The sequence below is a fragment of the Ruegeria sp. CDSA020 genome (assembly GCF_059612345.1).
This window is the reverse complement of sequence record NZ_JBXWQK010000011.1, coordinates 30,317-53,080: the sequence shown is the minus strand read 5'-3', so window position 1 is coordinate 53,080 and position 22,764 is coordinate 30,317. Positions and strand designations below refer to the sequence as shown.

The following is a 22,764-nucleotide window of genomic DNA, read 5'->3' as shown; positions in this document are numbered from 1 at the left end:
AATTCATATGACCACGTATCCGGGCCTGGTTCAAGCAGGGGGGTGGAGTTGAATTTAGGTCAGCAATATTGACATTATAAAATTTGCACCTAGGGTGGGTCGCAACAGGGCAGGAGGAGGCCAAGGATGACCCAGAATCTGTTTGCAACGCGCGCGTCCCGGATGAAAGCATCGGAAATTCGCGAGTTGTTGAAACTTCTTGATCAGCCGGGAATCATCTCGTTCGCCGGCGGCATCCCAGACCCAAACCTGTTTCCCACCGAGGCCTTTGCCCAAGCTTGTCAGGCCGCTTTGAATGCTGGGCCGCAGGCGCTGCAATATTCAGTCAGCGAGGGCTATGGTCCATTGCGCGAATGGCTTGTGCAGCATATGCGCGAGATCGGCGTCGATTGTAGTGTCGATAACATCCTGATCACCTCGGGATCGCAACAGGCCTTGGATTATCTGGGCAAGCTCTATTTGTCGCCAGGGGATACTGCGTTGATTGGCTGGCCGACCTATCTGGGGGCGATCAACGCCTTTGATGCCTACGAGCCCCGGTTCGACCGTCTCATGCTTAATGGCAATAGAGGTGCCGCCGAATATTCCGAAGCCGCAGGCGAGGGCGCGGTCAAATTCGCTTATCTGTCGCCTGATTTCGCAAATCCAACCGGTGAGACCGTTGACCTACGTGGTCGAGAATACCTGCTGGATCTTGCCGATGATCTGAATATCGTAGTGATCGAGGACGGGGCCTATCAGGCTCTGCGCTATGAAGGAGATGCCATCCCTCCGGTTTTGGCGTTAGAACAGGCGCGAAAAGGGTCGATCGAGTCCTGCCGTACGATCTATTGCGGTAGCTTCTCGAAAACGCTGTCTCCCGGTTTGCGCGTTGGCTGGGTGGTGGCCGCCAAGCCCATTATCTCGCAACTGGTATTGGTCAAGCAGGCGGCGGATTTGCATTCGCCCACGTTGAACCAGATGGCGGTTGAGCAGGTTGCCCGCGCGCATTTTGACACGCACATCCCGCTTTTGCGCCAGACTTATGGTGCCAGGCGCGATGCTATGCTGGATGCGTTACAACAGAACATGCCCGATGGCGTTCAGTGGACGCATCCCCTGGGTGGCATGTTCATCTGGGTGACTCTGCCTACTGGTATGAACGGGGCAGACCTGCTGGCCCGTGCGCTCGACACAGTGAAACTGGCCTTTGTACCGGGTCGGGCCTTTTTCGCAGATGGCTCGGGCGCCAATACGATCCGGTTGAGTTTCTCAAACTCGGATGAGGATACGATCCGCGAAGGTATTCGCCGCTTGGGAATAGTACTTAGGGCCTGAGCGAAGGAAAGGTTCTGTTAACCAGTTTTGGCAATGATGCGGATATGATCCGGATTTTGTCTTTTCTGATGCTGGCAGCATGTTCGGCCGGGACCCCTCACTTTAGCGATGTTCAGGCGACGCGTATCGCTGTGAATGGCAGCGTATTTGATGTTCGCGTGCGCGGAGATCTGGCCGAAGCCGTTCGGGTTAATTCGCAATACGCTCCGCGTCTTGGCCCGATCCGCGAACGAGCGGCCATGGCGATGGCTCAGGTCTCGGGATGCCCGATACTGGATGTCCTGGGCGACGCGGCCGTGACCGTTGGCGTTTTGGGTTGTGACCGCGCCATGGGCAAGCGGTTGCTGCTGACGGCGGTTTCAGTCCCGAATTACGAATGCATTGATACCGGGCTGTTTCAAGACCTTGGTGACGGCGACGGCTATCAGGTCTTTGAGTGTACAGCCTACTGAATCGCGCTTTTTCTTGCGGATTTAGGCAAGATGTTGTGGATAAGTGGGCCATATATCCCATATCCTGCGCGACTCCGTTGACTCACCCCCAATCCGTTGCGCAGACTTCAAAGGTATAGGAATCACGGGACCCATTGCCTTTGCGCTTTAGCAAACTCAAACTCACCGGCTTCAAAAGCTTTGTTGATCCGACCGATCTGATTATCGCGGATGGGTTGACCGGTGTTGTGGGCCCTAATGGTTGTGGCAAATCCAATCTGCTGGAAGCTCTGCGTTGGGTGATGGGGGAAAACCGACCCAAATCCATGCGCGGTGGCGCGATGGAAGATGTGATTTTCGCCGGGGCCGCCACGCGGCCGGCCCGCAATTTTGCCGAAGTTGTGCTGACCATGGACAACTCCGAGCGGCTCGCGCCCTCGGGTTTCAATGACAGCGACCAGCTTGAGATTGTCCGCCGCATCACCCGAGATGTCGGCAGCGCCTATAAGACCAACGGCAAGGATGTGCGGGCGCGTGATGTGCAGATGTTGTTCGCCGACGCGTCAACGGGTGCACATTCTCCGGCGCTGGTCGGACAGAACCGCATTGCCGAACTGATTAACGCCAAACCCCGCTCTCGCCGCCGCATTCTGGAAGAGGCGGCCGGAATTTCGGGCCTCTATCAGCGCCGACACGAGGCCGAGTTGAAGCTGAAGGGTACCGAGGCCAACCTGACCCGTGTGGATGACGTGCTGGAACAACTGGGCGGACAGCTGGCGCAGCTGGCCCGTCAGGCGCGTCAGGCCGCCCGCTATCGCGAAATCGGAGAGCAGCTGCGCCAAGCCGAAGGCATGTTGCTCTATCGTCGCTGGAAAGAGGCCGACATGGCCCGCCAGCAGGCCGAGGAAAAGCTGCGCGAACGCCTGACCGAGGCGTCGCACGCCGAAGCTGATGCACGCTCTGCCGTCGCAAGTCGGGCGGAAATCGAAGAAACCCTGCCACCCCTGCGCGAGGAAGAGGCCATTGCCGCCGCCGTCCTGCAGCGCCAACAGGTGCAGCGGGATCAGTTGTCGGATCAGGAAACCCGCGCCCGTCAGACGATTGAGACATTGACCAATCGCATTCAGCAGCTTGGCAACGATATCGAGCGCGAGGCCGGGCTGAACCGCGATGCGGGACAGATGATCGAACGGCTGGAATGGGAAGCTCGTGAATTGGCCAAGGCTGCCGATGGCCACGACGAAAAAGTCGCCGAGGCCGCCGAGGTCGCGCGCGAAGCGGCCTCTGTCCTGCAAGACCGCGAAGACCACTTGTCACAAGAGACTGAGGATATGGCGCGTCTGGTTGCGCGCCACCAGTCCGGCCAGCGATTGGTCGACGACAGCCGCAAAACGCTGGCCCGCTCGGAAGGCGAAGAGGAAAAGGCCCGCGCTGCGGTGGATGAGGCGAAAGCAGCCCTGACCCGCTCGGCCGAAGCATTTGAGGCCGCGCAAGAGGGTGAAGAAGAGGCTCGCGAGGCCTCTGAAGCCGCCGAAGAGGCACTGGCCGCCGCTGACGAGTTACGCAATGAAACCCAGGGCCGCGAGGCCGAGGCGCGTGCGAAAAGATCCGAAGCTGAAGGTGAGCTGGGTGCGATCCGCGCCGAGACCACAGCGCTGGCCAAGCTGGTTGAACGCGATACCGCTGAGGGCGGGCAGGTGCTCGACATGCTGCGCGTGGAACCAGGCTATGAAAAGGCGTTGGGTGCTGCGCTTGCCGATGATCTGAGGGCACCCTTGGTCGAGGGCGACGGGCCATCAGGCTGGGTTCCGGTTGCAGGCTATGATGCCGATCAATCGCTGCCCGATGGGGCCGAACCACTGGCCTTGCATGTATCCGGTCCTGATCGCCTCAGCCGCCGGATCGCGCAGATTGGTTTGGTCGATGCGGATCAGGGCGCGCGGTTGCAGGCATCGTTGAAGCCGGGCCAAAGGTTGGTGTCGCGTTCCGGCGATCTGTGGCGGTGGGACGGGTTCCGTGCCTGGGCCGAGGATGCGCCAAGTGCGGCCGCCCTGCGGCTTGAACAGCTCAACAAACTTGAGGCACTGAAACAGGAACTGACCCGGACTGAGGCGCAGGCCGACGGGGCCCGCGCCGCGCACGAGACGCTGTCGCAACAACTGGCCGACGTGACCGAGGCTGACCGCCGCGCCCGCGAGGCACGCCGCGCCGCCGATCAGCGCATGGCTGAAACCGCGCGTCTGCTCAGCAGGGCCGAGGCCGATCGCAATCTGGCGCAGGGCAGGCTGGAAACGCTGGCGCTTGCCGTTGATCGCCACAAAGAGGATGCGATGTCGGCCCGTGCCCAGCTGCGCGAGGCCGAGGGCGCCTTGACCGGTCTGGGCAATCTCGACAATGCCCGCGCGCAGGTCGAAGACATCAAACAGACGGTCGAGGCGGCGCGGATCACGATGCTGACTCACCGCTCGTCCCATGACGAGCTGCGCCGCGAGGGCGAGGCCCGTACCCGCCGTACACAAGAGGTCACCAAGGACCTCAGCGGTTGGCGGCACCGCCTGGACAGCGCCGAAAAGCGGATCTCGGAACTGGCCGAGCGCAAGGAAAGTTCCGAGGAAGAGCTATCCGAAGCGATGGCTGCTCCGGGCGAAATCGCCGAGGCGCGTGAAGAGTTGAACGAATTAATCGAAACTGCCGAAGCCCGCCGGGCCGAGGCCGCCGACAAGCTGGCTGCCGCCGAGTCCCGCCAGCGAGAGATTGTGCTGGCTGAGCGCGAAGCGGAACGTTTGGCTTCGGAAGCGCGCGAAAGCCGTGCCGCCGCTGAGGCGCGCTGTGATGCCGCCAAAGAGGCCGTATCGGCAGCGGCCGAGCGTATCGCTGAGGATCAACAGCTAACCCCGAACCAGTTGCTGAACCAGCTGGATGTGAATCCCGACCAGATGCCAGCTGCTGATGCTCTTGAGGCCGAGGTCAACCGCCACAAACGCCAGCGCGATGCGATGGGCGCAGTAAACCTGCGTGCCGAAGAGGACAGCAAAGATGTTCAGGAAGAATTCGACACGCTGAACGGCGAAAAGGCCGATCTCGAAGAGGCGATCAAAGCGCTGCGCAGCGGCATCTCCAGCCTCAACCGCGAAGGACGCGAACGGCTACTGACCGCGTTTGAACAGGTGAATTCGAACTTCGCCATGTTGTTCAAGCATCTCTTTGGTGGTGGCGAGGCTAATCTGGTCATGGTCGAAAGCGACGACCCGCTGGATGCCGGCCTTGAAATCATGTGCCAGCCGCCGGGCAAGAAATTGTCGACGCTCAGCCTGCTTTCGGGCGGTGAACAGACCCTGACCGCGACGGCCCTGATCTTTGGCGTCTTTCTGGCGAACCCGGCTCCGATCTGTGTTCTGGACGAGGTCGATGCTCCGCTGGATGATGCCAACGTGACCCGGTTCTGCGACCTTCTGGACGAGATGTGCCGCCAGACCGACACACGGTTCCTGATCATCACCCACCACGCGGTGACCATGGCGCGGATGGATCGTCTGTTCGGCGTCACCATGCAAGAACAGGGTGTCAGCCAGCTGGTCTCGGTTGATCTGAAGAAAGCCGAACAGATGGTCGCCTGACCTCTCACTGCAACGTTATGAGCGGTTTCGTAAGAATTGGGATAGGCTACTGGCATGACTCGCTTCCTGATCATCGCCCTACTGACTGCTACCCCTTTAGGGGCCGCGGAATGGACGACCAAGCCCGATGACGTCCCTCTGACCCAACAAGAGTTGGCGGCGCTGGCGGGTCGGACGCTGACCTTTTATGATGACGGGCAGTCGCGATACTCGGCTGGCGGGGCCTATTCCTATACCTATGCCAGCGGAGAATCCGCGTTCGGAACCTATTCCATCGCGGAGGATGGCAGTATCTGCGTGCAATACAGAAACGGGTTCGGTCGATGTGATCTTTATGTCCTGAGTGCTGGACGCCTGATCCTGATCACGGAAAAGGGAGAGCGTTTCCCGGTACGGCCCGAGTGACATTCAAGAAACCGCGGCAACTATTGAAATTGATCTGAATATGTGGGTTTTTGGTGGTCATTTAATCGTAATATTTCAAAATTAGTTGGGGATCAGGGGCGAATTCTCACCCCGCGTTGTTGTAAGTTCCCGTATCAACAACGGATCAAAAGAGGCGGGTCGATGTGCAGATTTCTGGCTTGGGCGGGTGCGAAACGGTTTCTGGACGAACTTGTTATGGACCAGGAACAGTCGCTGGTGCACCAAAGCAGAAACGCCCTGATTGGCAAAACGCCGATCAACGCGGATGGTTTTGGGTTGGCCTGGTATTCCGGGCGCGAAACGCCGTGTTTTTACAAAGACACCAACCCGGCTTGGTCGGATGCCAACCTGAAACAGTTGACCCATCACACGAAATCGCACCTGTTCCTGGCGCATGTACGTGCCTCAACGGGGACTGCCACGTCGCGGAACAACTGCCATCCCTTTGGCTGTGGTAAGTGGAGCTTTATGCATAACGGGCAGGCCGGCGGCCATGACCGTATCCGCCAACAGCTTGACGGGATGATACCTAGCCACCTGTACGATCATCGCCTTGGCGCAACTGAAAGCGAGGCGATTTTTCTGATTGCCCATGGCGAAGGGTTGGACGCCGAACCCATCGCCGCGATGGAGCGTGCGGTGCACCGTGTCGAGGTGCTTGCCCGCGCCAAAGGAAGCCTACCCCATATGCGCTTTGCCGCCTGCTGGTCCGATGGAGATCGCCTGTTTGCTGCGCGCTATGCCTCGGACCGTTTCGCACCCAGCCTGCATTACAGGCCCTGCGATGATGGGATCATTATCGCGTCTGAGCCGCTGGATGCGAAGAATGGCGATTGGGCCGAGATCCCGGCAAATACCGCCATCGAAACACGCGGCGATAGGCTGCAGATGCATGTGTTTGAGCCGAACGGGCGATCTTTGGACGCCGAAGTCGCCTAGATCGCCGTATCGAAGAGCGACTAGAGCCGGTTCAACAACTCAGCCGTTGGCCAGGCATCCGCAGGCAGGCCTAGTCGTGCTTGCTCTGACTGGACAGCCGCGCGGGTCCCTGCGCCCAGAATCCCGTCGATCTTGCCCACATTATGGCCGCGCGCCTGCAGCTTGCTTTGCAGCTGCTTCATCTGTGCACCCGATAAGCCTTGGGCCGCGTTGCCCGCGTCATAGACCTGTGCCCCTTCAAGCCGGGTGCCGAAATAGGCGGCGGTCAGCACATAGACAAAGCTCTGGTTCCATTCGAAATACACATCAAAATTTGGATAGGCCAGAAAGGCAGGCCCGTTATGTCCTTGCGGTAGGATCAGCGAGGCGGGCAGGTTGGTGAGGGACCCGTTGCGTGCCTGAACGCCCATCGCCTGCCAGTCAGAAACCGAACGCGGTTTGCCCGGGCCCGATAGCGACCAATCCATCCGTGCGGGTACGGTGACCTCTTGCAGCCAAGGCTGCCCCGGTTGCCAGCCCAGATGCGACAGCATCTTGGCGCCCGACATAAGCGCATCGGGCGCAGAGGTCTTTAGCGAAACCTTGCCGTCACCATCGCCATCGACCCCGTTTTCCAGAATGTCTCGGGGCAGCATCTGCACCATTCCAATCTCGCCAGCCCAGGCACCTGACGTGCGGGCCGGGTCGAAATTTCCCCGGCTGTACAGCTCAATCGCGGCGAACACCTGAGGCCGGAACAATTCTGGACGACGGCAATCATGCGCCAGCGTCACCAGCGCGTTGCGGGTGTTGAAATCCCCCTGAAACGCCCCGTAATCCGTTTCGAACGCCCAAAATGCCAACAGCACCCCGCGCGAGACACCATATTGTTGCTCGATCCGGTCAAACACCGCGTCGTATTTGCGCGACATGGCCTGACCCCGGTCGATCCGGTTTTGTGAAATCAGGTGTCGCGAAAAATCAATGAACGGTTTCTGGAACACGCCCTGTGCCCGGTCGGCTTTCAATACCGCGTTGTCTTGTTGCACACCTTTGAAGAAGGCATTGACGGTGGATTTGTCAAAGCCTTGCTGAACGGCCTCGGCCTTCAACCCCTTCACGAAGGAATTGAAATCCCCGCCACATTGGGCAAACGCAGGTGAAGCAAACAAGGCGGCGGCAACAAGGCCGGAAAGAAAACGCATGGACAGGTCCGTCAGATTATGAAGCTGACCCCAACCCACACTGACACGAGGCCAAGCGCAAGCCCCCATATCCTCCAAAGCATGTCACATGCGCGGAAAACCTCTGGCGCGCCGATGTCGCGTGGGGCCTCGCCGTTGACCCAGGCCAGATCACGGAGCTTTCCGTCATAACTGCGCGGCCCGGCAAGGGCCACGCTCAGCGCGCGTGCCATTGCCGCCTCGGGCCAGCCAGCATTGGGAGAGATATGGCGGCGCGCATCGCCGACCATCTCGCCCCATCTGGCCCATTGGTTTGACAAGATGACGATTAACAGAAAGGTCAGTCGCGCGGGGATCAGGTTGAGGAGATCGTCCAACCGCGCAGCTGCCCATCCGAAATCACGGTATTTATCCGTGCGATAGCCGACCATGCTGTCGGCGGTATTGATCGCCTTGTAGACCAGAAGCCCTGGCAGGCCACCCACCAGAAACCAGAAGGCCGGCGCGATGACTCCGTCGCTGAGGTTTTCAGCCGCGCTCTCGATCGCGGATCGGGCGACCTGTGCTTCGGTCATGTCCTTGGTGTCGCGTGACACGATCATGGCGACCTTCGCGCGCCCATCGACCAGCGAGGTCTGCAAACCCTCGCCAACAGCGCGGACATGTTCCACCAGCGATTTTTGTGCCAACAGCACAGCGCAGATAATGGTGCCGATGATCGGGCCAAGCAAAGACAGAAGCCCCCCAAGCCCAGCGGCACCTGCGACCAGCAGCGCGGCAACAGCTATGCCCTTGAGGCGACGGTACGAGCCATGGTTCAGGCGGTCGTCAAGCCACTCGATGAGTTTACCGATCATAACGGCGGGGTGCCGGACGCGCGACCACAGCCAATCCGGCTCGCCCAGTGCAGCATCCAGACACATGGCGCAGACCAAGATAAAGGCGGTGCTCACAGGGCCGCCTCAAGCCGCGCCCAGCCATCTGCCGGTGGCAGGCCAAGGCGCAGATAGGTTTGCGAATAGGGAAATATGCGGCTCCAGATATGTGCGCGGGCCAGACGGTCTTGCCAGGCGCTGGCATCGTCGACCTGATAGAGCCGAAACAGACTGGTGCCGCCGATCAGCTGCGCGCCTTTCTGGGTTACCATCCGGTCCATCCGGGTGGCATCCGCCGCCAATAGCCGCCGGGTCTCGTCGGCCCAGGCTGTGTCGCGCAGCGCCCGCTCTCCGATCCGCAAGGCGGGGCCTGAGACTGCCCACGGCCCGGTCAGATCGTTCAATCGTGCGATCAGCTCGGGGCGTGCGATGGCAAATCCCAGCCGCAGCCCCGCCAACCCCCAGAACTTGCCAAAGCTTTTCAGCACCACCACACCGGGCCGGTCGGCAAGATGGATCAGCGAGGCATCGGGCGTGACGTCGCAAAAGCTCTCGTCGATGATCGTCAGGGGGGCATTCACATCGTTCACGCTCCAAATGCGCCCATCTGGGTTGTTGGGGTGCACGATGACGCGCGCCTCAACTGGGCCGGAGTTCTGTAGCGTCCAGCCCTGCGCTGCAAAGGCGGCGGCATGTTCGTTATAGGTTGGAGTGGTAATCTGAACTCGGCCGGTTGCAGCCAGCGCAGGAATGCGGGCGATCAGAGCAGATGCGCCGGGCGCAGGCAGGATCTCTGCACCCTCGGGAACTGACCAGAAACTGCGGGCCGCATCGGCCAGCCGTTCAAATGCGCCATGGTCGGGCAATTCCATCCAATCCGATGGGGTGAGCCCGGCAACCTCGTAGGGAACCGGGTTGATTCCGGTGGACAGGTCGATCCAATCGGTGCGCTTGCCGCCATAGACAGACATTGCCCCATCCAGCCCACCGCCATGGTCCCGGGCGGCCCGCGGATTCAAATCTCTGTTTTCGCGCGCCATCGGGCCCCTCGCCGGAATCACCAAAATTTGCTTGTTTCAAGCGGATTTCTGCCGGTTTTACAAGCAAATCCGCGTGATCAGAGGTGTGCTCAGGCCTGGTTAACACTTTGTTAATGAATTCGCGTGAACACAAACCTTAGGGGTCGGCACCACTCACCAATATAAGTGCCGAGGTTGTTGATGATGAATGTACTGATTGTTGAGAGTAACCCTGATTTAGGTCGGGTCTGGAAAAGGCATCTTGAGCGACAGGGTGCCGAGGTCACGCTTGTGACCGGGCAAGAGGATGCGATCCTTGCCCTTTATGGTGCCGAATTTGAGATCATCGTGATGGATCTGGTGCTGGAAACCGGTAGCGCCTTGGCCGTGGCTGACTTTGCCAGCTATCGCAGGCCCGAGGCCCGGGTGATCTTCGTGACCAACACCACTTTCTTTTCGGATGGCTCGATCTTTGCCCATAGCCCGAATGCCTGCGCTTATGTGCAAAGCGGCACGCCGCCAGAGGATCTGGCGGCGATGGTTGAGCACTACGCGGCGGGACGCTGATCGCGCCCGTGGGGCTCCAGATAGTTCAGGATCGGGTTCGTCGGGATGATCCGGTGCGGGTTAATGCTCTCATGGCTGTAGTGATAGTGGCGCACGATATGGTTTAAGTTCACGGTCCGCGCGACACCCGGCCACTGGTACAGCTCGCGGGTATAGGCCCACAGGTTGGGATAGTCGATCAGACGCCGCCGGTTGCATTTGAAATGCAGATGATAGACCGGATCAAACCGGATCAGCGTGGTGAACAACCGCCAGTCGGCCTCGGTGATGCGGTCGCCCATCAGATAGCGGCTGGTGGACAGCCGGTCTTCGAGCCAGTCCAGAGTGTCAAAGAGCGGGCCAACGGCTGCGTCATATGCCGCCTGGCTGGTGGCAAAGCCGGATTTGTAGACCCCGTTATTGATGTCGGAATAGATGCGGGCATTGACCTGTTCGATTTCGTCGCGCATCGCCTCGGGCCAGTAATCATCGGTGTTCCCGGTGATCCCGTCAAAGGCCGAGTTGAACATCCGGATGATTTCCGAGCTTTCGTTCGAGACGATGGTTTCCTGTTCCTTGTCCCACAGGATCGGAACGGTTACGCGCCCCGAATAGGTCGGGTCAGCCTTGGTATAGATTTGGTGGGCATAGTCCATTCCGTACAGTACGTCGCCCGCCGCCCCGTGTTCGTCGGTTGCAAATGTCCATCCCTTGTTCAGCATGTCGGGGTGTACGACCGAAACCGGGATCAGATCGGACAGCTCTTTCAGTTCGCGGAATATCAGTGTCCTGTGGGCCCAGGGGCAGGCATGGCTGACATAAAGGTGATACCGGTCGGGCTCGGCATTGAAACCATCTTTGCCAGAGGGGCCGGCACTGCCATCGGCGGTCAACCAGTTGCGAAACTGCGCCGCGCTGCGCTTGAAGGCGCCGCCTGTGGATTTGGTATCATACCACGTGTCATGCCATTTGCCGTCGACCAATAGGCCCATGGTTGGATCCTCCGTAATGCGGTTTCCCGGAACATACGCTTTGAAGGGGACCGATCCTATGCGAGCCGCCGCGCATTGTGCCTGCGTTTTCGCACAGGTTGGAATGGGATTTCCGTGCAACAGGTTTGGATTCGACCGCGTTGAGTGATCGGCTTCACTGGATTTTTACAGTCTACGTTCCAAAATAGAGTCCGCTGCGGGGGAGTTTTGATATGAGTACCTATGTTTCCAAAGAAATCAGCGCCGAATTGGATGCTGCGCGAATCGCGAGTCTGAAGAAAACCAGCCGACTTCGTGTCGAATTGGGTGACAATACCTACAAAATTCTCCGATTGTGGAAGGATGGCTTCACCGTAGAGGCTGCAACCACGCCTCGATTGCGCGGATTGGTCGATATCTACGATGGCGCGCGTCACTTATATCAATGCCTGATCATTGCCGATGAATGTGAGGCAGGCGAAATGCGCTATGAATTCAAGCGCAGCACGGCCGCCTCCGACAAGGCCCCATTGGATTTCTATCGATCTCCGGACGCGCCCATCGCGCTGCTTGGAAACAAGGACTAGGCTTTTGCCCATCGGGTCTGCCGATGGGCATTCCGCTATTGCAGATCGGAAAACGCGTGTTTCAGCCGTTTGCTGGCCTCTTCAACACGCCCGCGTTGCGTCGCTAGATTGAACCGCTCGAATGTCTCTCCGCCCGCACCAAAGCCGGGGCCGGGCGAGGTGGCGATTTTTGCATCCTCGCGCAGACGCCGGGTAAATTCTGCGTGGTCCATTCCGGTGCCCGAGAAATCAATCCAAGCCAAATAGGTTGCCTGTAGGGGCATTGACCACAGGCCAGGGATTTCTGCGATTGCAGCGTCAAAGATTTTTCGGTTGCTATCAAGATGGGCGATCTGTTCATCCACCCAAGCGGCCCCTTCAGGCGAATAGGCAGCGGTGATCATTGCGACTCCCAATGCGCTGGGATCATAATCCAGTGTCTGGATTCGGCGACGCATCGCGGCGCGCAGGTCCGGGTCGGGAATGATCATGTTCCCCGTCCGTTGACCTGCGATGTTGAAGGTCTTGGACGCTGCCGTCAGTGTCACGGTCCAGGGCCGCGCATCCAGCGCGGCGACATCCATCGGAACAAAGGTCGTGCCGGGATAGACCAGATCGTGGTGAATCTCGTCCGATACCAGAATAAGGCTGTTCCGTTCCGCAAATGCCGCGACTGCGCGCAATTCTTCCGGCGTCCAGACCCGGCCCGAGGGGTTCTGAGGCGAGCACCAAAAAAGCATCTTCTCGGTTCCGTCCAGCCGCGACTGCGCGTCTTCCAGATCAAGGCCATAGCCGTCGCCGTCGCGCATCAAGGGGCATTCCACCACGCGCCGACCCGACTTGTTCACCTTATGTGCAAACTCATGGTAGACGGGTGTAAAGATGACCACTCCGTCGCCCGGACTGGTCCAGACATCGAGGCAGAGCGCAATCGCATTTCCCAGACCCTGCGACGTCAGAATCCAATCAGAATCGATCTCCCACCCGTGGCGGTTCTTCATCCACCATTGGATGGAATTCAGGTAGTCCGGGTGCATCCAGGAATATCCGAAAACACCGTGATCCGCCGCGTTACGCACAGCGTCGATCACACAAGGCGCCGTAGAATAGTCGGAATCGGCCGTCCACATTGCCAGACCGTCATCCGGCGAAAGGCCATACAGCTTTTCAAGCTTGTCCCATTTCGAACTGTTAGTGCCGCGGCGGTCGATCAGGTCGTTGAATGTCATATCTGCTCCATCTGTCCGGATGAAAGCTAGCCGCAAATTCGGCAGGTGCAAGGGGGGCGTTGCGGCTTAGGGCGTGATGGCCTAAATCAACCTCATGAAACGCAATATACTGATCCATCCCGACCCCCGCCTGAAAAAGATCTGCTCTCCCGTAGTGGATCTGACGGACGAATTGCGCCAGCTGGCTGATGACATGCTTGAGACGATGTATGATGCGCCTGGTATCGGGCTGGCAGCGCCTCAGATTGGGATGCTGGACCGGCTGATCGTTATGGACTGTGTCAAGGAAGAGGGCGAGGCTCAACGCCCGCTGATTATGTTCAACCCCGAAGTGGTCGCGTCGTCGGACGAGACGAATGTCTATGAAGAAGGTTGTCTTTCGATCCCTGAACAATTCGCCGACGTCACGCGCCCAAAGGTCGTGGACGTGGCTTGGATCGATCGTGATGGTAACGCGCAGCGGGAAACATTCGATGGCCTTTGGGCAACCTGTGTCCAGCATGAGATTGACCACCTGAACGGGAAGCTGTTCATCGACTATCTCAAGCCTATGAAACGCCAGATGATCACCCGAAAAATGCAAAAGCTGAAACGCGAGCAGGCGCGCGAATGACCGTTCGTACCTGCCTGCCATGGCCTGATAAGCGTCTGCGGACCAAAGCCGAAGATATCACCGAAATTACTGACGGGGTTCGTGCCATCTGGGATGACATGATCGACACGATGGAGGCGATGCCCGGCGTCGGCCTTGCCGCACCGCAGATCGGCGTGATGCTCCGGCTGGCGGTGGTCGATGGCTCGACCGAGCGGGGGCGGGCTGTGCGGCTGGCAAACCCTGAGATCCTGCACAGATCGGTCGAATTGCGCGAGCATGAAGAAGCCAGCCCAAACTTGCCTGGCGTGTCGGCCAAGGTGAAACGTCCCCGGGCTGTGACGGTAAAGTTCCTCAACGAAAAAGGCATCATCGACCGCCGTGACTTTGTCGGGATCGAAGCCACCAGCGTGCAGCACCAGATCGACCATCTAAACGGGCGGATGTATTTCGACAGGCTCAGCAAGGTCAAACGAGACATTCTGCTGCGCAAAGCTAAAAAGCTGGGGTAGGCATGCGGCTGATCTTTATGGGGACACCCGATTTCTCGGTTCCGGTGCTGGACGCGCTGATTGATGCGGGGCATGAGGTTGCCGCCGTCTACTGCCAGCCTCCGCGCCCAGCGGGCAGGGGCAAAAAGGATCGTCCAACCCCCGTTCATGCTCGGGCCGAGGCATTGGGACTGACCGTTCGGCATCCGGTCTCATTGAAATCAGCGGAAGAACAGGACGCCTTTGCCGCGTTGAATGCGGATGTGGCTGTCGTCGTGGCCTATGGCCTGTTGTTGCCACAACCGATTCTGGATGCGCCTACGCAAGGATGTCTGAACATTCATGCAAGCCTGTTGCCGCGCTGGCGGGGGGCTGCGCCGATCCATCGGGCGATCATGGCGGGTGATGCGCAGACCGGTATTTGCATCATGCAGATGGAGGCTGGTCTGGATACCGGGCCAGTCCTGTTGCAGCGGGCCACCGACATTGGTGCGCAGGAGACCACAGGGCAGTTGCATGACCGGCTGTCCGAAATGGGCGCTTCTCTGATCGTCGAGGCACTGTCCAAACTGCCGAACCTGACGCCCGAGCCTCAACCCGACGACGGCGTGACCTATGCCGCCAAGATCGACAAGGCTGAGGCGCGTGTTGACTGGGCCAGACCCGCGGTCGAAATTGACCGTCAGATCCGTGGCCTGTCCCCCTTTCCCGGCGCCTGGACCGAGATGAATGGGGAGCGGATCAAGCTGCTTGGTTCCAAATTGGCCGAGGGGCAGGGTGTTGCAGGAGAGGTTCTTGACGACCAACTGAAGGTTGCTTGTGACGATGACGCGGTTGAGCTACTGCGCTTGCAACGGGCGGGTAAAGGGGCGCAGGATAGGGAAACTTTTCTGCGGGGGTGGCCGATTGCCGTTGGTACCCGCCTGTCATCGGAGTAGGCCACCATGTTCATGATCCTGATGGGGACTGTCGTTATTGCTGGGATTGTCGGCTATCTGTCCGAGAAATCCGGCTTTACCCATAATGGCATTCTGCAGTCGATCATCATCTGCGTCGGTGGTGCATTCCTGTTCTATTTCGTGCGCATTATGTTCGGGGTCAGCTTTGGCCCGCCTGGTCTGGATGCAGTGCTGTCCTCGATCGGGGCGCTGATCATCGTTCCGACCCATTGGAGGAAGTGACATGCCCGTCATCGCCCTGATCGTCATCGGCGCCGCTGCGGGTTTTCTGGCCACCCGCCTGATGCGGATTGAGGCAGATATCCCAACCACCATGCCGATCGGTATCATTGGTGCCTTGGTTGGTGGATTTCTTCTGCGGGCATTGGTCACGATGATGGGCTGGCTGTCCGGGTTCATCGGCGCTGTGCTGGGCGCGCTTCTGGTGATCTGGATCTGGCAGACCTATAAGCGCCGCTAAGCCTTGATCAAGGGCGACTGCGTGGCGGGCGGCTTTTGTAGACGGGCAGTTTCCAGCCGAACAGCAGCGATCCTGCGCGCAATGCCCAGCAGATCAGGGCGCAGGCGGCAAGCACGGTCAGCTCCTCGAACCCCATCCGGTTGGCAATAACGGCCGCTACCGAGCCTGCAAGGGCGCAAGACACATAAAGTTCACCCTGTTTCAGCACCAGCGGAACCTCGTTGCAGACCACGTCCCGCATCAGGCCGCCAAAGCATCCGGTGGTGACACCCATCAACACCACGATCGTACCGGATTGGTCCAAGGATAATGCGACGCCCGTGCCGGCAGCGACCGCGATGGACAGGGCGAAACTGTCCAGCCAGACCAGCCAGTTATACCGGCTTTCGACCAGATGGGCTGTAAAGAACACAAGGACTGCCGCACTGCAGGCCATCAGGACATAGCTGGGCTGGCCAACCCAGAACACCGGATTCCGATCCAACAGCAGGTCACGCACCGTGCCGCCGCCAACGGCGGTCAGGCAGGCGATAAAGGCAAACCCTACAAGATCAAGCTGCGCGCGACTGGCGACCAATGCGCCGGTCAGCGCAAAAACCAGAACCGAGGCATAATCGAGCAGGTCCAGGCCGTTCATGGCTGCGTCTTCTTGGGCTTGAACGGGGCCATGCCTGCACGGGCCAGTTCGTCGGCTTTTTCGTTTTCCGGGTGACCCGCGTGGCCCTTGACCCATTCCCAGGTCACATTATGACGCACCTGCGCCTCATCCAGCCGTTGCCACAGGTCGACATTCTTGACCGGTTTTTTGTTCGAGGTTTTCCAGCCGTTCTTTTTCCAACCGAATATCCAGCCGGTGACGCCGTTTTTCACATAGGCGCTGTCAGTGATTACGGTGATTTTAGAGGCACGTTCAAGCGTTTCAAGCGCGCTGATTGCGGCCAGAAGTTCCATTCGGTTGTTGGTCGTTTCAGCTTCGCCGCCGCTCAGTTCACGCTGTTTCAGGACGGTGTCGCCGTCCATTGCACGCAGCAACACGCCCCAGCCACCCGGGCCTGGATTGCCGGAACAAGCACCGTCAGTATAGGCAAACAGTTCAGGCATGGGCCAGCACTAGAATGAAGCCATCGTAAGAACCCGCCAGACCTTTGCCGATCCCGGTCCTAATCCCGTCGATGGTAAAGCCGGCATCTGCCAGGGCCTCCTCGATCTCGGTCTGCGAGAAGTAGCTATAATAGCGATCCAGATGATCGCGATGTTCGCCCGTGCCCAGTTTGAGGCCCAAGAAAAAAACGCCCTGCGTTTTCAGCGCCCGGTGGATGGCCACCAAATGGCGTGGGAAATCCTTGCGGGGAGCGTGCAGCAGCGAGAAGCTGGCGTAGATGCCGTCAAATGCGGCCACTTCGGTCACGTCGTCGAAAGTACCTAGATGCGCGTCCACGCCATTGGCGCGCGCATAGTCAACAAAAGCGGGCGTCGCATCCAGCGCATGCACGCTCAGGCCCTGGCGTAGAAAGAACGCGCTGTCTGACCCGGGGCCTGAGCCCAGATCCAACACATGCCCCTTACCGACGGCATCGACAAATTCCTGACGCGATGTCAGCTGCTCCGGTGGTAGAGGAACCTTGAGGTATTCGGCCACGTTGTTGGTATAGGCGTTGATGGTTTTGGGATCGCTCACAGATAGACTCCGACGGCAAGGCAGGCCAATACGACTGCGGTCAGCAAAATGCGCAACCGCATCCACCAGACCGGTGTTAGCCGCCAATACGAAAAGATGGCATCCAACACCAGTAGCCCGCCAAACCCCCACATCAGATTTGTGCCAGTGCTGACAGGCCCGCTGCCGGTTTTCAGAAAGGCCCACAGGGCGGGTAATGTGGACAGCGCATAACAGGTCGCGGCCTTGCTGCCAGAGGTTTTACTGGAAAACCCCCACAGCACGCCGGACATAAAGCTGAGGATGATCGCCCCATAATACAACTGGATATACGGACCGACAAAACGTGCGCCCAGTGCCTGTCGGCCCCAGTCGTTCAGATCGCCGTTCAGATAGGTCAGTGCGCCCCAGATGAAGGGGATCAGCCCGGCCAACCCCAGAAACAGCGGCGCCCTTGGTATGCCGCTCATGCGGGTTGGCGCAGGACGCGCGGGACTTTGAATTCGACATTCTCGGTCGCTGTTTCAACCATTTCGACCGTCACATCGTAATGCTGTCTGAACGCATCGATAACTTCGTTGATCAGAACCTCGGGGGCAGAAGCGCCTGCTGTCAGAGCGATCGAAGAGATACCTTCGAGGGCGCGCCAATCGATATCGGTCGCGCGCTGCACCAGTTGGGCATAGCTGCATCCCGCGCGTGCCGCGACCTCGACCAAACGGCGCGAGTTAGATGAATTCGGCGCCCCCACAACCAACAGGGCATCGGACTTCCGGGCCACAACCTTGACTGCTTCTTGCCGGTTGGTTGTGGCGTAACAGATATCTTCTTTGTGAGGGCCGACGATAGATGGAAACCGGGTCTGAAGCGCTGCAATGATATCCTTTGTATCGTCAACCGACAGGGTCGTCTGAGTGACAAAGGCCAGTTTGTCAGGGTCGCGGACCTGGACGTCTGCAACGTCTGCAACCGTTTCGACCAGCAAAACCTCTCCTTCGGGTAGCTGTCCCATCGTTCCGATAGTTTCGGGATGGCCCTTATGTCCGATCATGATCATCTGCAGCCCGGCTTCGGCGTGGCGCTGTGCTTCGACATGGACTTTGGAGACCAGCGGGCAGGTGGCGTCGACATAGACCATCTGGCGCTGCGCCGCCGTCGCGGGTACCGATTTGGGAACCCCGTGCGCCGAGAATATCACTGGGCGATCGTCGGGGCAGTCTTCCAGTTCATCGACAAAGATCGCACCTTTGGCGCGCAGTCCATCGACCACGAATTTGTTATGGACAATCTCGTGCCGAACATAGACCGGGGCACCCCATTTCTGCAGCGCCATCTCGACAATCTTTATGGCCCTGTCGACACCAGCACAGAACCCGCGCGGGGCGGCGAGATAGAGGGTCAGGGGGGGCTTGGTCATGTCGCGTTCTCCTTACCGACACAGGTAAGTCTTTTCACGGCCATGGTCCAGTCAGGACAATGTCATTGATCCGACATGGTTCAATGCTAGCCAATAGGTGTTTTCAGCACCTGATCTTTGTTTAAAAAGCGCGGCCAGGGTTTCCCCTGACCGCGCTAATTTTCAACCGAGTTTGCTTTGGGGCCAGTTACTACCCGCCTGCGGCAACGGTGCGCGGTTCCATCGGCATTTCGCGCGGCGGACGACCGATCACGTCGCGGAGATCTTCCAGCTCAATGAAGTTGTCGGCCTGGCGGCGCAATTCGTCCGAGATCATGGGGGGCTGGCTGCGGATGGTCGACACCACAGAAACGCGTACCCCCTGACGTTGCAGGCTTGCGATCAGCGGGCGGAAATCTCCGTCGCCGGAAAACAGCACGATATGGTCTACACGTGGTGCAAGCTCCATGGCATCGACGGTCAGTTCGATATCCATGTTACCTTTGACTTTCCGACGCCCCATGCTGTCGGTGTATTCTTTTGCCGGTTTCGTAACCATGGTGAAGCCATTGTAATGCAGCCAATCAACCAGTGGACGGATGGGCGAATACTCGTCATTTTCAAGTAGCGCTGTGTAATAGAAAGCTCTGAGCATCTTACCGCGGCGCATGAATTCCTGGCGCAGCAGTTTATAGTCAATGTCAAACCCCAGTGCTTTTGCGGCTGCATAAAGATTCGAGCCGTCGATGAACAGCGCTAGCCGTTCGTCTTTATAAAACATAAATAGGTCCTTCCGGTACAAATCAGCGCGCTGCGTGTTACGTGAGTGAGTCTTGGGAAAATACAGCGCATTGATATCTCCATAATTAGGGGTTTTATGGTGTATCGCAAGTATGCAATTCGCCGAATATAGGGAGTAGGATGCGCAAAACCACCTCAAAAGCAGTGCTTGCCCTCGGTGCAAATCTCAAAGTGAGAGGTTTTGAGCCCCATCTGACGCTACGGCATGCCATTGACGCGATTTTGCGCCAGGGGCTGTTGATTCGGGCTGAAAGCCGCTTTTATGCGACCCCTTGTTTTCCTGCGGGCGCGGGCCCTGACTATGTGAATGCGGCCGTGTTGATCGAGACTGAAAGGTCACCCTTTGAGTTGCTGCAGATAATGCATGGAATTGAACATGATTACGGGCGCGAGAGGATTCAGCGCTGGGGAATGCGGACGTTGGATCTGGACCTGGTCTGTTACGATGATCTGGTTCTGCCCGACCGCGAGGTTTTTCAAAGCTGGTTATCTCTGCCGCCCGAAGATCAGAAACAGCAGGCGCCGGATCAGTTGATCCTGCCGCACCCAAGGGTACAGGATCGTGCGTTTGTGCTTGTTCCCATGGCGGATGTTGCCCCGAACTGGCGGCATCCGATACTGGACCAGACCGTCATGGAAATGCTTGCGGGGCTTCCTTCAGGCGATATTGCGGCAGTTACCCCGTTATGATTGGTGCATTTGCAGCATTTCCTGCTTGTCAAGGCAGGGATTCGCCCTTAGATAAACCTCTTCCTGACATGGATTCAGTAACGGAGAGCGCCCCATGGCCCGCGTGACGGTTGAAGATTGCGTAGACAAGGTTCCGAACCGGTTTGAACTGGTGATGCTTGCCGCCCATCGTGCGCGCGAGATTTCCGCCGGTGGTCCGATCACCGTTGACCGTGACAACGATAAAAACCCGGTTGTATCTCTGCGTGAGATCGCTGACGAGACCCAGAGCGCTGATGAGCTGCGCGAGCGGCTGATTGAGGCCAACCAGACCCAAATCGAGGTCGACGAGCCCGAAGAAGACCAGATGGCGCTGCTGATGGGTGCGGAAACAGACAAGCCTGCGGATGACGACATGTCCGAAGAAAAGCTGCTGCGCGCTCTGATGGAGGCTCAAGGCCAGGGGTAATCCCCACAAATGAAGGTGCGGACCGGATGATTTCTGCTGAAGACCTGATTGCGCTGGTCCGCAACTACAATCCCAAGACGAATGCAGACCGCATTGCCAAAGCTTATGAGTTCGGTAAGCAGATGCATGATGGGCAATTCCGCCATTCTGGTGAGCCCTATTTCACCCACCCTGTTGCCGTTGCCGCCATCCTGACCGAACAGCGTCTGGATGATGCGACTATTATCACGGCGCTACTGCACGATACGATCGAAGACACCAAGGCCAATTACGGCAAAGTGTCTGAGCTGTTTGGCGAAGAAGTCGCCAAGCTGGTTGATGGGGTCACCAAACTGACAAACCTTCAGCTGTCCAGCCGCGAAACCAAACAGGCCGAGAACTTCCGCAAGCTGTTCATGGCGATGTCCAAGGATTTGCGGGTCATTCTGGTTAAGCTCGCAGACCGTCTGCACAATATGCGCACAATCAAGGCGATGCGGCCCGAAAAGCAGATCGTCAAAGCGCGCGAGACGATGGATATCTACGCGCCGCTTGCAGGCCGTATGGGTATGCAATGGATGCGGGAAGAGCTGGAAGACCTCGCCTTCCGCGTTCTCAACTCTGAAGGCCGCCAGTCCATCATCCGCCGCTTCATCACGCTGCAGCGCGAAACGGGTGACGTGATCCACCGGATCACCGGCGACATGCGGCACGAACTTGAAAAGGCCGGGATTGAAGCCGAGGTATTTGGCCGTGCCAAGAAACCCTATTCGATTTGGCGTAAGATGCAGGAAAAGGACCAGGGGTTCTCGCGTCTGTCCGACATTTACGGGTTCCGCATCATTACGCAAAGCGAAGAAGACTGCTATCGAACCCTTGGAGCGATCCACCAGCGTTGGCGCGCCGTGCCGGGGCGGTTCAAGGATTATATCAGCCAGCCGAAATCGAACGGTTACCGGTCGATCCACACCACCGTTTCAGGCCGTGACGGCAAGCGGGTCGAGGTTCAGATCCGCACCCGTCAGATGCATGATGTCGCCGAAACTGGCGTGGCCGCGCACTGGTCCTATCGGGATGGCGTGCGTTCGGAAAACCCCTTTGCAGTCGACCCGGCTAAGTGGATCGCCAACCTGACCGAACAATTCGACAGCGAAGAGGATCACGAGGATTTCCTCGAGGCGGTCAAGCTCGAGATGTATTCGGATCAGGTCTTTTGTTTCACGCCTAAGGGGGACGTGGTGAAACTGCCGCGTGGTGCGACGCCGATCGACTTTGCCTATGCCATCCACACGCGCATCGGGCACGCCTGTGTAGGGGCCAAGGTTGATGGTATTCGCGTGCCACTTTGGACCCGGATCAAAAACGGGCAGTCGGTGGATATCATAACAGCTGACGGCCAGACTCCCCAAGTCACGTGGTTGGAAATTGCCGTCACCGGCAAAGCCCGTACAGCCATTCGTCGCGCCCTGCGCGAGGTTGACCGAGAGCGGTTCATCAAGCTGGGCAAAGAACTGGCGCGATCGGGATTTGAACATGTCGGGCGCAAAGCGACCGACAAGGCGCTGGACACTGCTGCCAAGCATCTACGCCTGAAAGACCGGCATGAGCTGCTGGCGCGCCTGGGCAGTGCAGAACTAACTGCCCATGATGTGGTCAGCGCCGTCTACCCGGAACTGACGCAGGATGATGGTGATGCCATTCCGATGCGCCGGGCCGTGATCGGTCTTGAGCCGGGGCAGAAGTTTGACCGCGCCCCTTGCTGCCAGCCATTGCCGGGTGAACGGATCGTCGGGATCACTTATCGCGGCAAAGGTGTTGTCGTGCATGCAATCGACTGTGATCGCCTGAGCGAATACGAGAGCGAGCCCAAGCGCTGGGTCGATCTGCACTGGCACTCGGGTACTCACCCTGCTGTCTACGGGGCGACGATTGATGTTACGATTGGCAATGACGCAGGTGTGCTGGGTCGCATTTGTACATTGATCGGCGAGAAAAAGGCCAATATCTCGAACCTAGAATTTGTGGATCGCAAACCGGATTTTTACCGCCTGCTGGTCAACGTAGAACTGCGCGACCTTGAGCAGTTGCATTCGTTGATGTTGATGCTTGAGGCCGAAAGCGATGTTGCAGCGGTTGAACGTTTCAGAGACAGAGCTAAATCCGCAGTTGCGGCTGGCTGAGAAGGGGTGATC

The 22,764-nt window shown here is 58.5% G+C and carries 26 protein-coding genes; 15 read left to right on the top strand and 11 right to left on the bottom strand.

The genetic code is table 11. From position 1 onward, the window contains the following. Nucleotides 1-126 precede the first annotated feature (126 nt). The 5 genes from AC2FJW_RS17405 to AC2FJW_RS17385 all read left to right on the top strand — a co-directional run bounded on the left by AC2FJW_RS17405 (nucleotide 127) and on the right by AC2FJW_RS17385 (nucleotide 6,730). Nucleotides 127-1,317, top strand: coding sequence for an aminotransferase-like domain-containing protein (locus AC2FJW_RS17405; RefSeq protein ID WP_496750816.1), 1,191 nt, complete (start codon nucleotides 127-129; stop codon nucleotides 1,315-1,317). A gap of 44 nt (nucleotides 1,318-1,361) precedes the next feature. Next, the gene (locus AC2FJW_RS17400; RefSeq protein ID WP_496750815.1) at nucleotides 1,362-1,769 is read left to right on the top strand and encodes a hypothetical protein; all 408 of its coding nucleotides are present in this window, start codon (nucleotides 1,362-1,364) and stop codon (nucleotides 1,767-1,769) included. A 140-nt stretch (nucleotides 1,770-1,909) separates the two neighbouring features. Beyond that, on the top strand, nucleotides 1,910-5,365 hold the full coding sequence (locus AC2FJW_RS17395; RefSeq protein ID WP_496750813.1) for a chromosome segregation SMC family protein: 3,456 nt from the start codon (nucleotides 1,910-1,912) through the stop codon (nucleotides 5,363-5,365). A 54-nt stretch (nucleotides 5,366-5,419) separates the two neighbouring features. Further along, on the top strand, nucleotides 5,420-5,770 hold the full coding sequence (locus tag AC2FJW_RS17390; RefSeq protein WP_496750812.1) for a hypothetical protein: 351 nt from the start codon (nucleotides 5,420-5,422) through the stop codon (nucleotides 5,768-5,770). 162 nt (nucleotides 5,771-5,932) lie between these two features. Then, nucleotides 5,933-6,730 carry a class II glutamine amidotransferase gene (locus tag AC2FJW_RS17385; protein WP_271951405.1) on the top strand — a complete coding sequence of 266 codons (798 nt, stop codon included), beginning with the start codon at nucleotides 5,933-5,935 and terminating at the stop codon, nucleotides 6,728-6,730. Between the two features lie 20 nt (nucleotides 6,731-6,750). Here the strand turns inward: AC2FJW_RS17385 and AC2FJW_RS17380 are convergent, their stop codons facing one another. Genes AC2FJW_RS17380 through AC2FJW_RS17370 form a run of 3 tightly spaced genes read right to left on the bottom strand, consistent with a single transcriptional unit; the run spans nucleotide 6,751 to nucleotide 9,808 of the window. Next, entirely contained in the window at nucleotides 6,751-7,914 is a 1,164-nt protein-coding gene (locus AC2FJW_RS17380; protein WP_496750810.1) for a lytic murein transglycosylase, read from the bottom strand. 11 nt (nucleotides 7,915-7,925) lie between these two features. Then, a complete protein-coding gene (gene cbiB, locus AC2FJW_RS17375) occupies nucleotides 7,926-8,846 on the bottom strand; it encodes an adenosylcobinamide-phosphate synthase CbiB (protein ID WP_496750809.1) in 921 nt (306 codons plus the stop codon). Continuing rightward, nucleotides 8,843-9,808: a threonine-phosphate decarboxylase gene (locus AC2FJW_RS17370; RefSeq protein ID WP_496750807.1), complete on the bottom strand. Its 966-nt coding sequence runs from the start codon at nucleotides 9,806-9,808 to the stop codon at nucleotides 8,843-8,845. Before AC2FJW_RS17370 ends, cbiB begins: the two co-directional genes overlap by 4 nt. Before the next feature lie 183 nt (nucleotides 9,809-9,991). On the opposite strand from AC2FJW_RS17370, the gene AC2FJW_RS17365 reads away from it, so the two are divergent. After that, nucleotides 9,992-10,354, top strand: coding sequence for a response regulator transcription factor (locus tag AC2FJW_RS17365; protein WP_142639202.1), 363 nt, complete (start codon nucleotides 9,992-9,994; stop codon nucleotides 10,352-10,354). On the opposite strand, the gene AC2FJW_RS17360 is transcribed toward AC2FJW_RS17365, so the two are convergent. Then, nucleotides 10,336-11,325 carry a glutathione S-transferase family protein gene (locus tag AC2FJW_RS17360; RefSeq protein ID WP_496750805.1) on the bottom strand — a complete coding sequence of 330 codons (990 nt, stop codon included), beginning with the start codon at nucleotides 11,323-11,325 and terminating at the stop codon, nucleotides 10,336-10,338. The genes AC2FJW_RS17365 and AC2FJW_RS17360 overlap by 19 nt on opposite strands. A gap of 212 nt (nucleotides 11,326-11,537) precedes the next feature. Here AC2FJW_RS17360 and AC2FJW_RS17355 point away from each other — a divergent pair, with 212 nt between their 5' ends. Next, complete coding sequence (locus AC2FJW_RS17355) at nucleotides 11,538-11,891, top strand: hypothetical protein (protein ID WP_142639206.1); 354 nt, start codon at nucleotides 11,538-11,540, stop codon at nucleotides 11,889-11,891. 35 nt (nucleotides 11,892-11,926) lie between these two features. Here AC2FJW_RS17355 and AC2FJW_RS17350 read toward each other — a convergent pair whose 3' ends face one another. After that, nucleotides 11,927-13,099, bottom strand: coding sequence for a MalY/PatB family protein (locus tag AC2FJW_RS17350; protein WP_496750803.1), 1,173 nt, complete (start codon nucleotides 13,097-13,099; stop codon nucleotides 11,927-11,929). A gap of 94 nt (nucleotides 13,100-13,193) precedes the next feature. Here AC2FJW_RS17350 and def (AC2FJW_RS17345) point away from each other — a divergent pair, with 94 nt between their 5' ends. The 5 genes from def (AC2FJW_RS17345) to AC2FJW_RS17325 are packed head-to-tail and all read left to right on the top strand — an operon-like array spanning nucleotide 13,194 to nucleotide 15,601. Beyond that, nucleotides 13,194-13,712 carry a peptide deformylase gene (gene def, locus AC2FJW_RS17345; RefSeq protein WP_496698446.1) on the top strand — a complete coding sequence of 173 codons (519 nt, stop codon included), beginning with the start codon at nucleotides 13,194-13,196 and terminating at the stop codon, nucleotides 13,710-13,712. Continuing rightward, nucleotides 13,709-14,203 carry a peptide deformylase gene (gene def, locus AC2FJW_RS17340; protein ID WP_496698445.1) on the top strand — a complete coding sequence of 165 codons (495 nt, stop codon included), beginning with the start codon at nucleotides 13,709-13,711 and terminating at the stop codon, nucleotides 14,201-14,203. The genes def (AC2FJW_RS17345) and def (AC2FJW_RS17340) overlap by 4 nt, the downstream gene beginning before the upstream one ends. Nucleotides 14,204-14,205: 2 nt before the next feature. Beyond that, on the top strand, nucleotides 14,206-15,120 hold the full coding sequence (fmt, locus tag AC2FJW_RS17335; RefSeq protein ID WP_496698444.1) for a methionyl-tRNA formyltransferase: 915 nt from the start codon (nucleotides 14,206-14,208) through the stop codon (nucleotides 15,118-15,120). A 6-nt stretch (nucleotides 15,121-15,126) separates the two neighbouring features. Continuing rightward, nucleotides 15,127-15,363, top strand: a complete 237-nt coding sequence (locus tag AC2FJW_RS17330; RefSeq protein WP_142639214.1) for a hypothetical protein — start codon at nucleotides 15,127-15,129, stop codon at nucleotides 15,361-15,363. Nucleotide 15,364: 1 nt separating this feature from the next. Further along, complete coding sequence (locus AC2FJW_RS17325; RefSeq protein ID WP_496698443.1) at nucleotides 15,365-15,601, top strand: GlsB/YeaQ/YmgE family stress response membrane protein; 237 nt, start codon at nucleotides 15,365-15,367, stop codon at nucleotides 15,599-15,601. A 7-nt stretch (nucleotides 15,602-15,608) separates the two neighbouring features. Here the strand turns inward: AC2FJW_RS17325 and AC2FJW_RS17320 are convergent, their stop codons facing one another. The 6 genes from AC2FJW_RS17320 to AC2FJW_RS17295 all read right to left on the bottom strand — a co-directional run bounded on the left by AC2FJW_RS17320 (nucleotide 15,609) and on the right by AC2FJW_RS17295 (nucleotide 19,435). After that, complete coding sequence (locus AC2FJW_RS17320) at nucleotides 15,609-16,238, bottom strand: trimeric intracellular cation channel family protein (protein ID WP_496692194.1); 630 nt, start codon at nucleotides 16,236-16,238, stop codon at nucleotides 15,609-15,611. After that, the gene (gene rnhA, locus AC2FJW_RS17315) at nucleotides 16,235-16,702 is read right to left on the bottom strand and encodes a ribonuclease HI (protein ID WP_496698441.1); all 468 of its coding nucleotides are present in this window, start codon (nucleotides 16,700-16,702) and stop codon (nucleotides 16,235-16,237) included. Before rnhA ends, AC2FJW_RS17320 begins: the two co-directional genes overlap by 4 nt. Continuing rightward, nucleotides 16,695-17,279: a class I SAM-dependent DNA methyltransferase gene (locus AC2FJW_RS17310; protein WP_496750802.1), complete on the bottom strand. Its 585-nt coding sequence runs from the start codon at nucleotides 17,277-17,279 to the stop codon at nucleotides 16,695-16,697. The genes rnhA and AC2FJW_RS17310 overlap by 8 nt, the downstream gene beginning before the upstream one ends. Continuing rightward, nucleotides 17,276-17,728, bottom strand: a complete 453-nt coding sequence (locus AC2FJW_RS17305) for a DUF3429 domain-containing protein (RefSeq protein ID WP_496678771.1) — start codon at nucleotides 17,726-17,728, stop codon at nucleotides 17,276-17,278. Before AC2FJW_RS17305 ends, AC2FJW_RS17310 begins: the two co-directional genes overlap by 4 nt. Further along, the gene (gene ispH / locus AC2FJW_RS17300; RefSeq protein WP_271951367.1) at nucleotides 17,725-18,675 is read right to left on the bottom strand and encodes a 4-hydroxy-3-methylbut-2-enyl diphosphate reductase; all 951 of its coding nucleotides are present in this window, start codon (nucleotides 18,673-18,675) and stop codon (nucleotides 17,725-17,727) included. Before ispH ends, AC2FJW_RS17305 begins: the two co-directional genes overlap by 4 nt. A gap of 190 nt (nucleotides 18,676-18,865) precedes the next feature. Continuing rightward, on the bottom strand, nucleotides 18,866-19,435 hold the full coding sequence (locus AC2FJW_RS17295) for a LabA-like NYN domain-containing protein (RefSeq protein ID WP_142639223.1): 570 nt from the start codon (nucleotides 19,433-19,435) through the stop codon (nucleotides 18,866-18,868). Between the two features lie 140 nt (nucleotides 19,436-19,575). On the opposite strand from AC2FJW_RS17295, the gene folK reads away from it, so the two are divergent. The 3 genes from folK (at nucleotide 19,576) to AC2FJW_RS17280 (ending at nucleotide 22,752) form a co-directional block, all read left to right on the top strand. Beyond that, nucleotides 19,576-20,145 carry a 2-amino-4-hydroxy-6-hydroxymethyldihydropteridine diphosphokinase gene (gene folK, locus AC2FJW_RS17290; RefSeq protein ID WP_496750800.1) on the top strand — a complete coding sequence of 190 codons (570 nt, stop codon included), beginning with the start codon at nucleotides 19,576-19,578 and terminating at the stop codon, nucleotides 20,143-20,145. 94 nt (nucleotides 20,146-20,239) lie between these two features. Then, entirely contained in the window at nucleotides 20,240-20,593 is a 354-nt protein-coding gene (rpoZ, locus tag AC2FJW_RS17285) for a DNA-directed RNA polymerase subunit omega (RefSeq protein WP_142639234.1), read from the top strand. A 26-nt stretch (nucleotides 20,594-20,619) separates the two neighbouring features. Next, nucleotides 20,620-22,752: a RelA/SpoT family protein gene (locus AC2FJW_RS17280; protein ID WP_142639236.1), complete on the top strand. Its 2,133-nt coding sequence runs from the start codon at nucleotides 20,620-20,622 to the stop codon at nucleotides 22,750-22,752. Nucleotides 22,753-22,764: the final 12 nt, after the last annotated feature.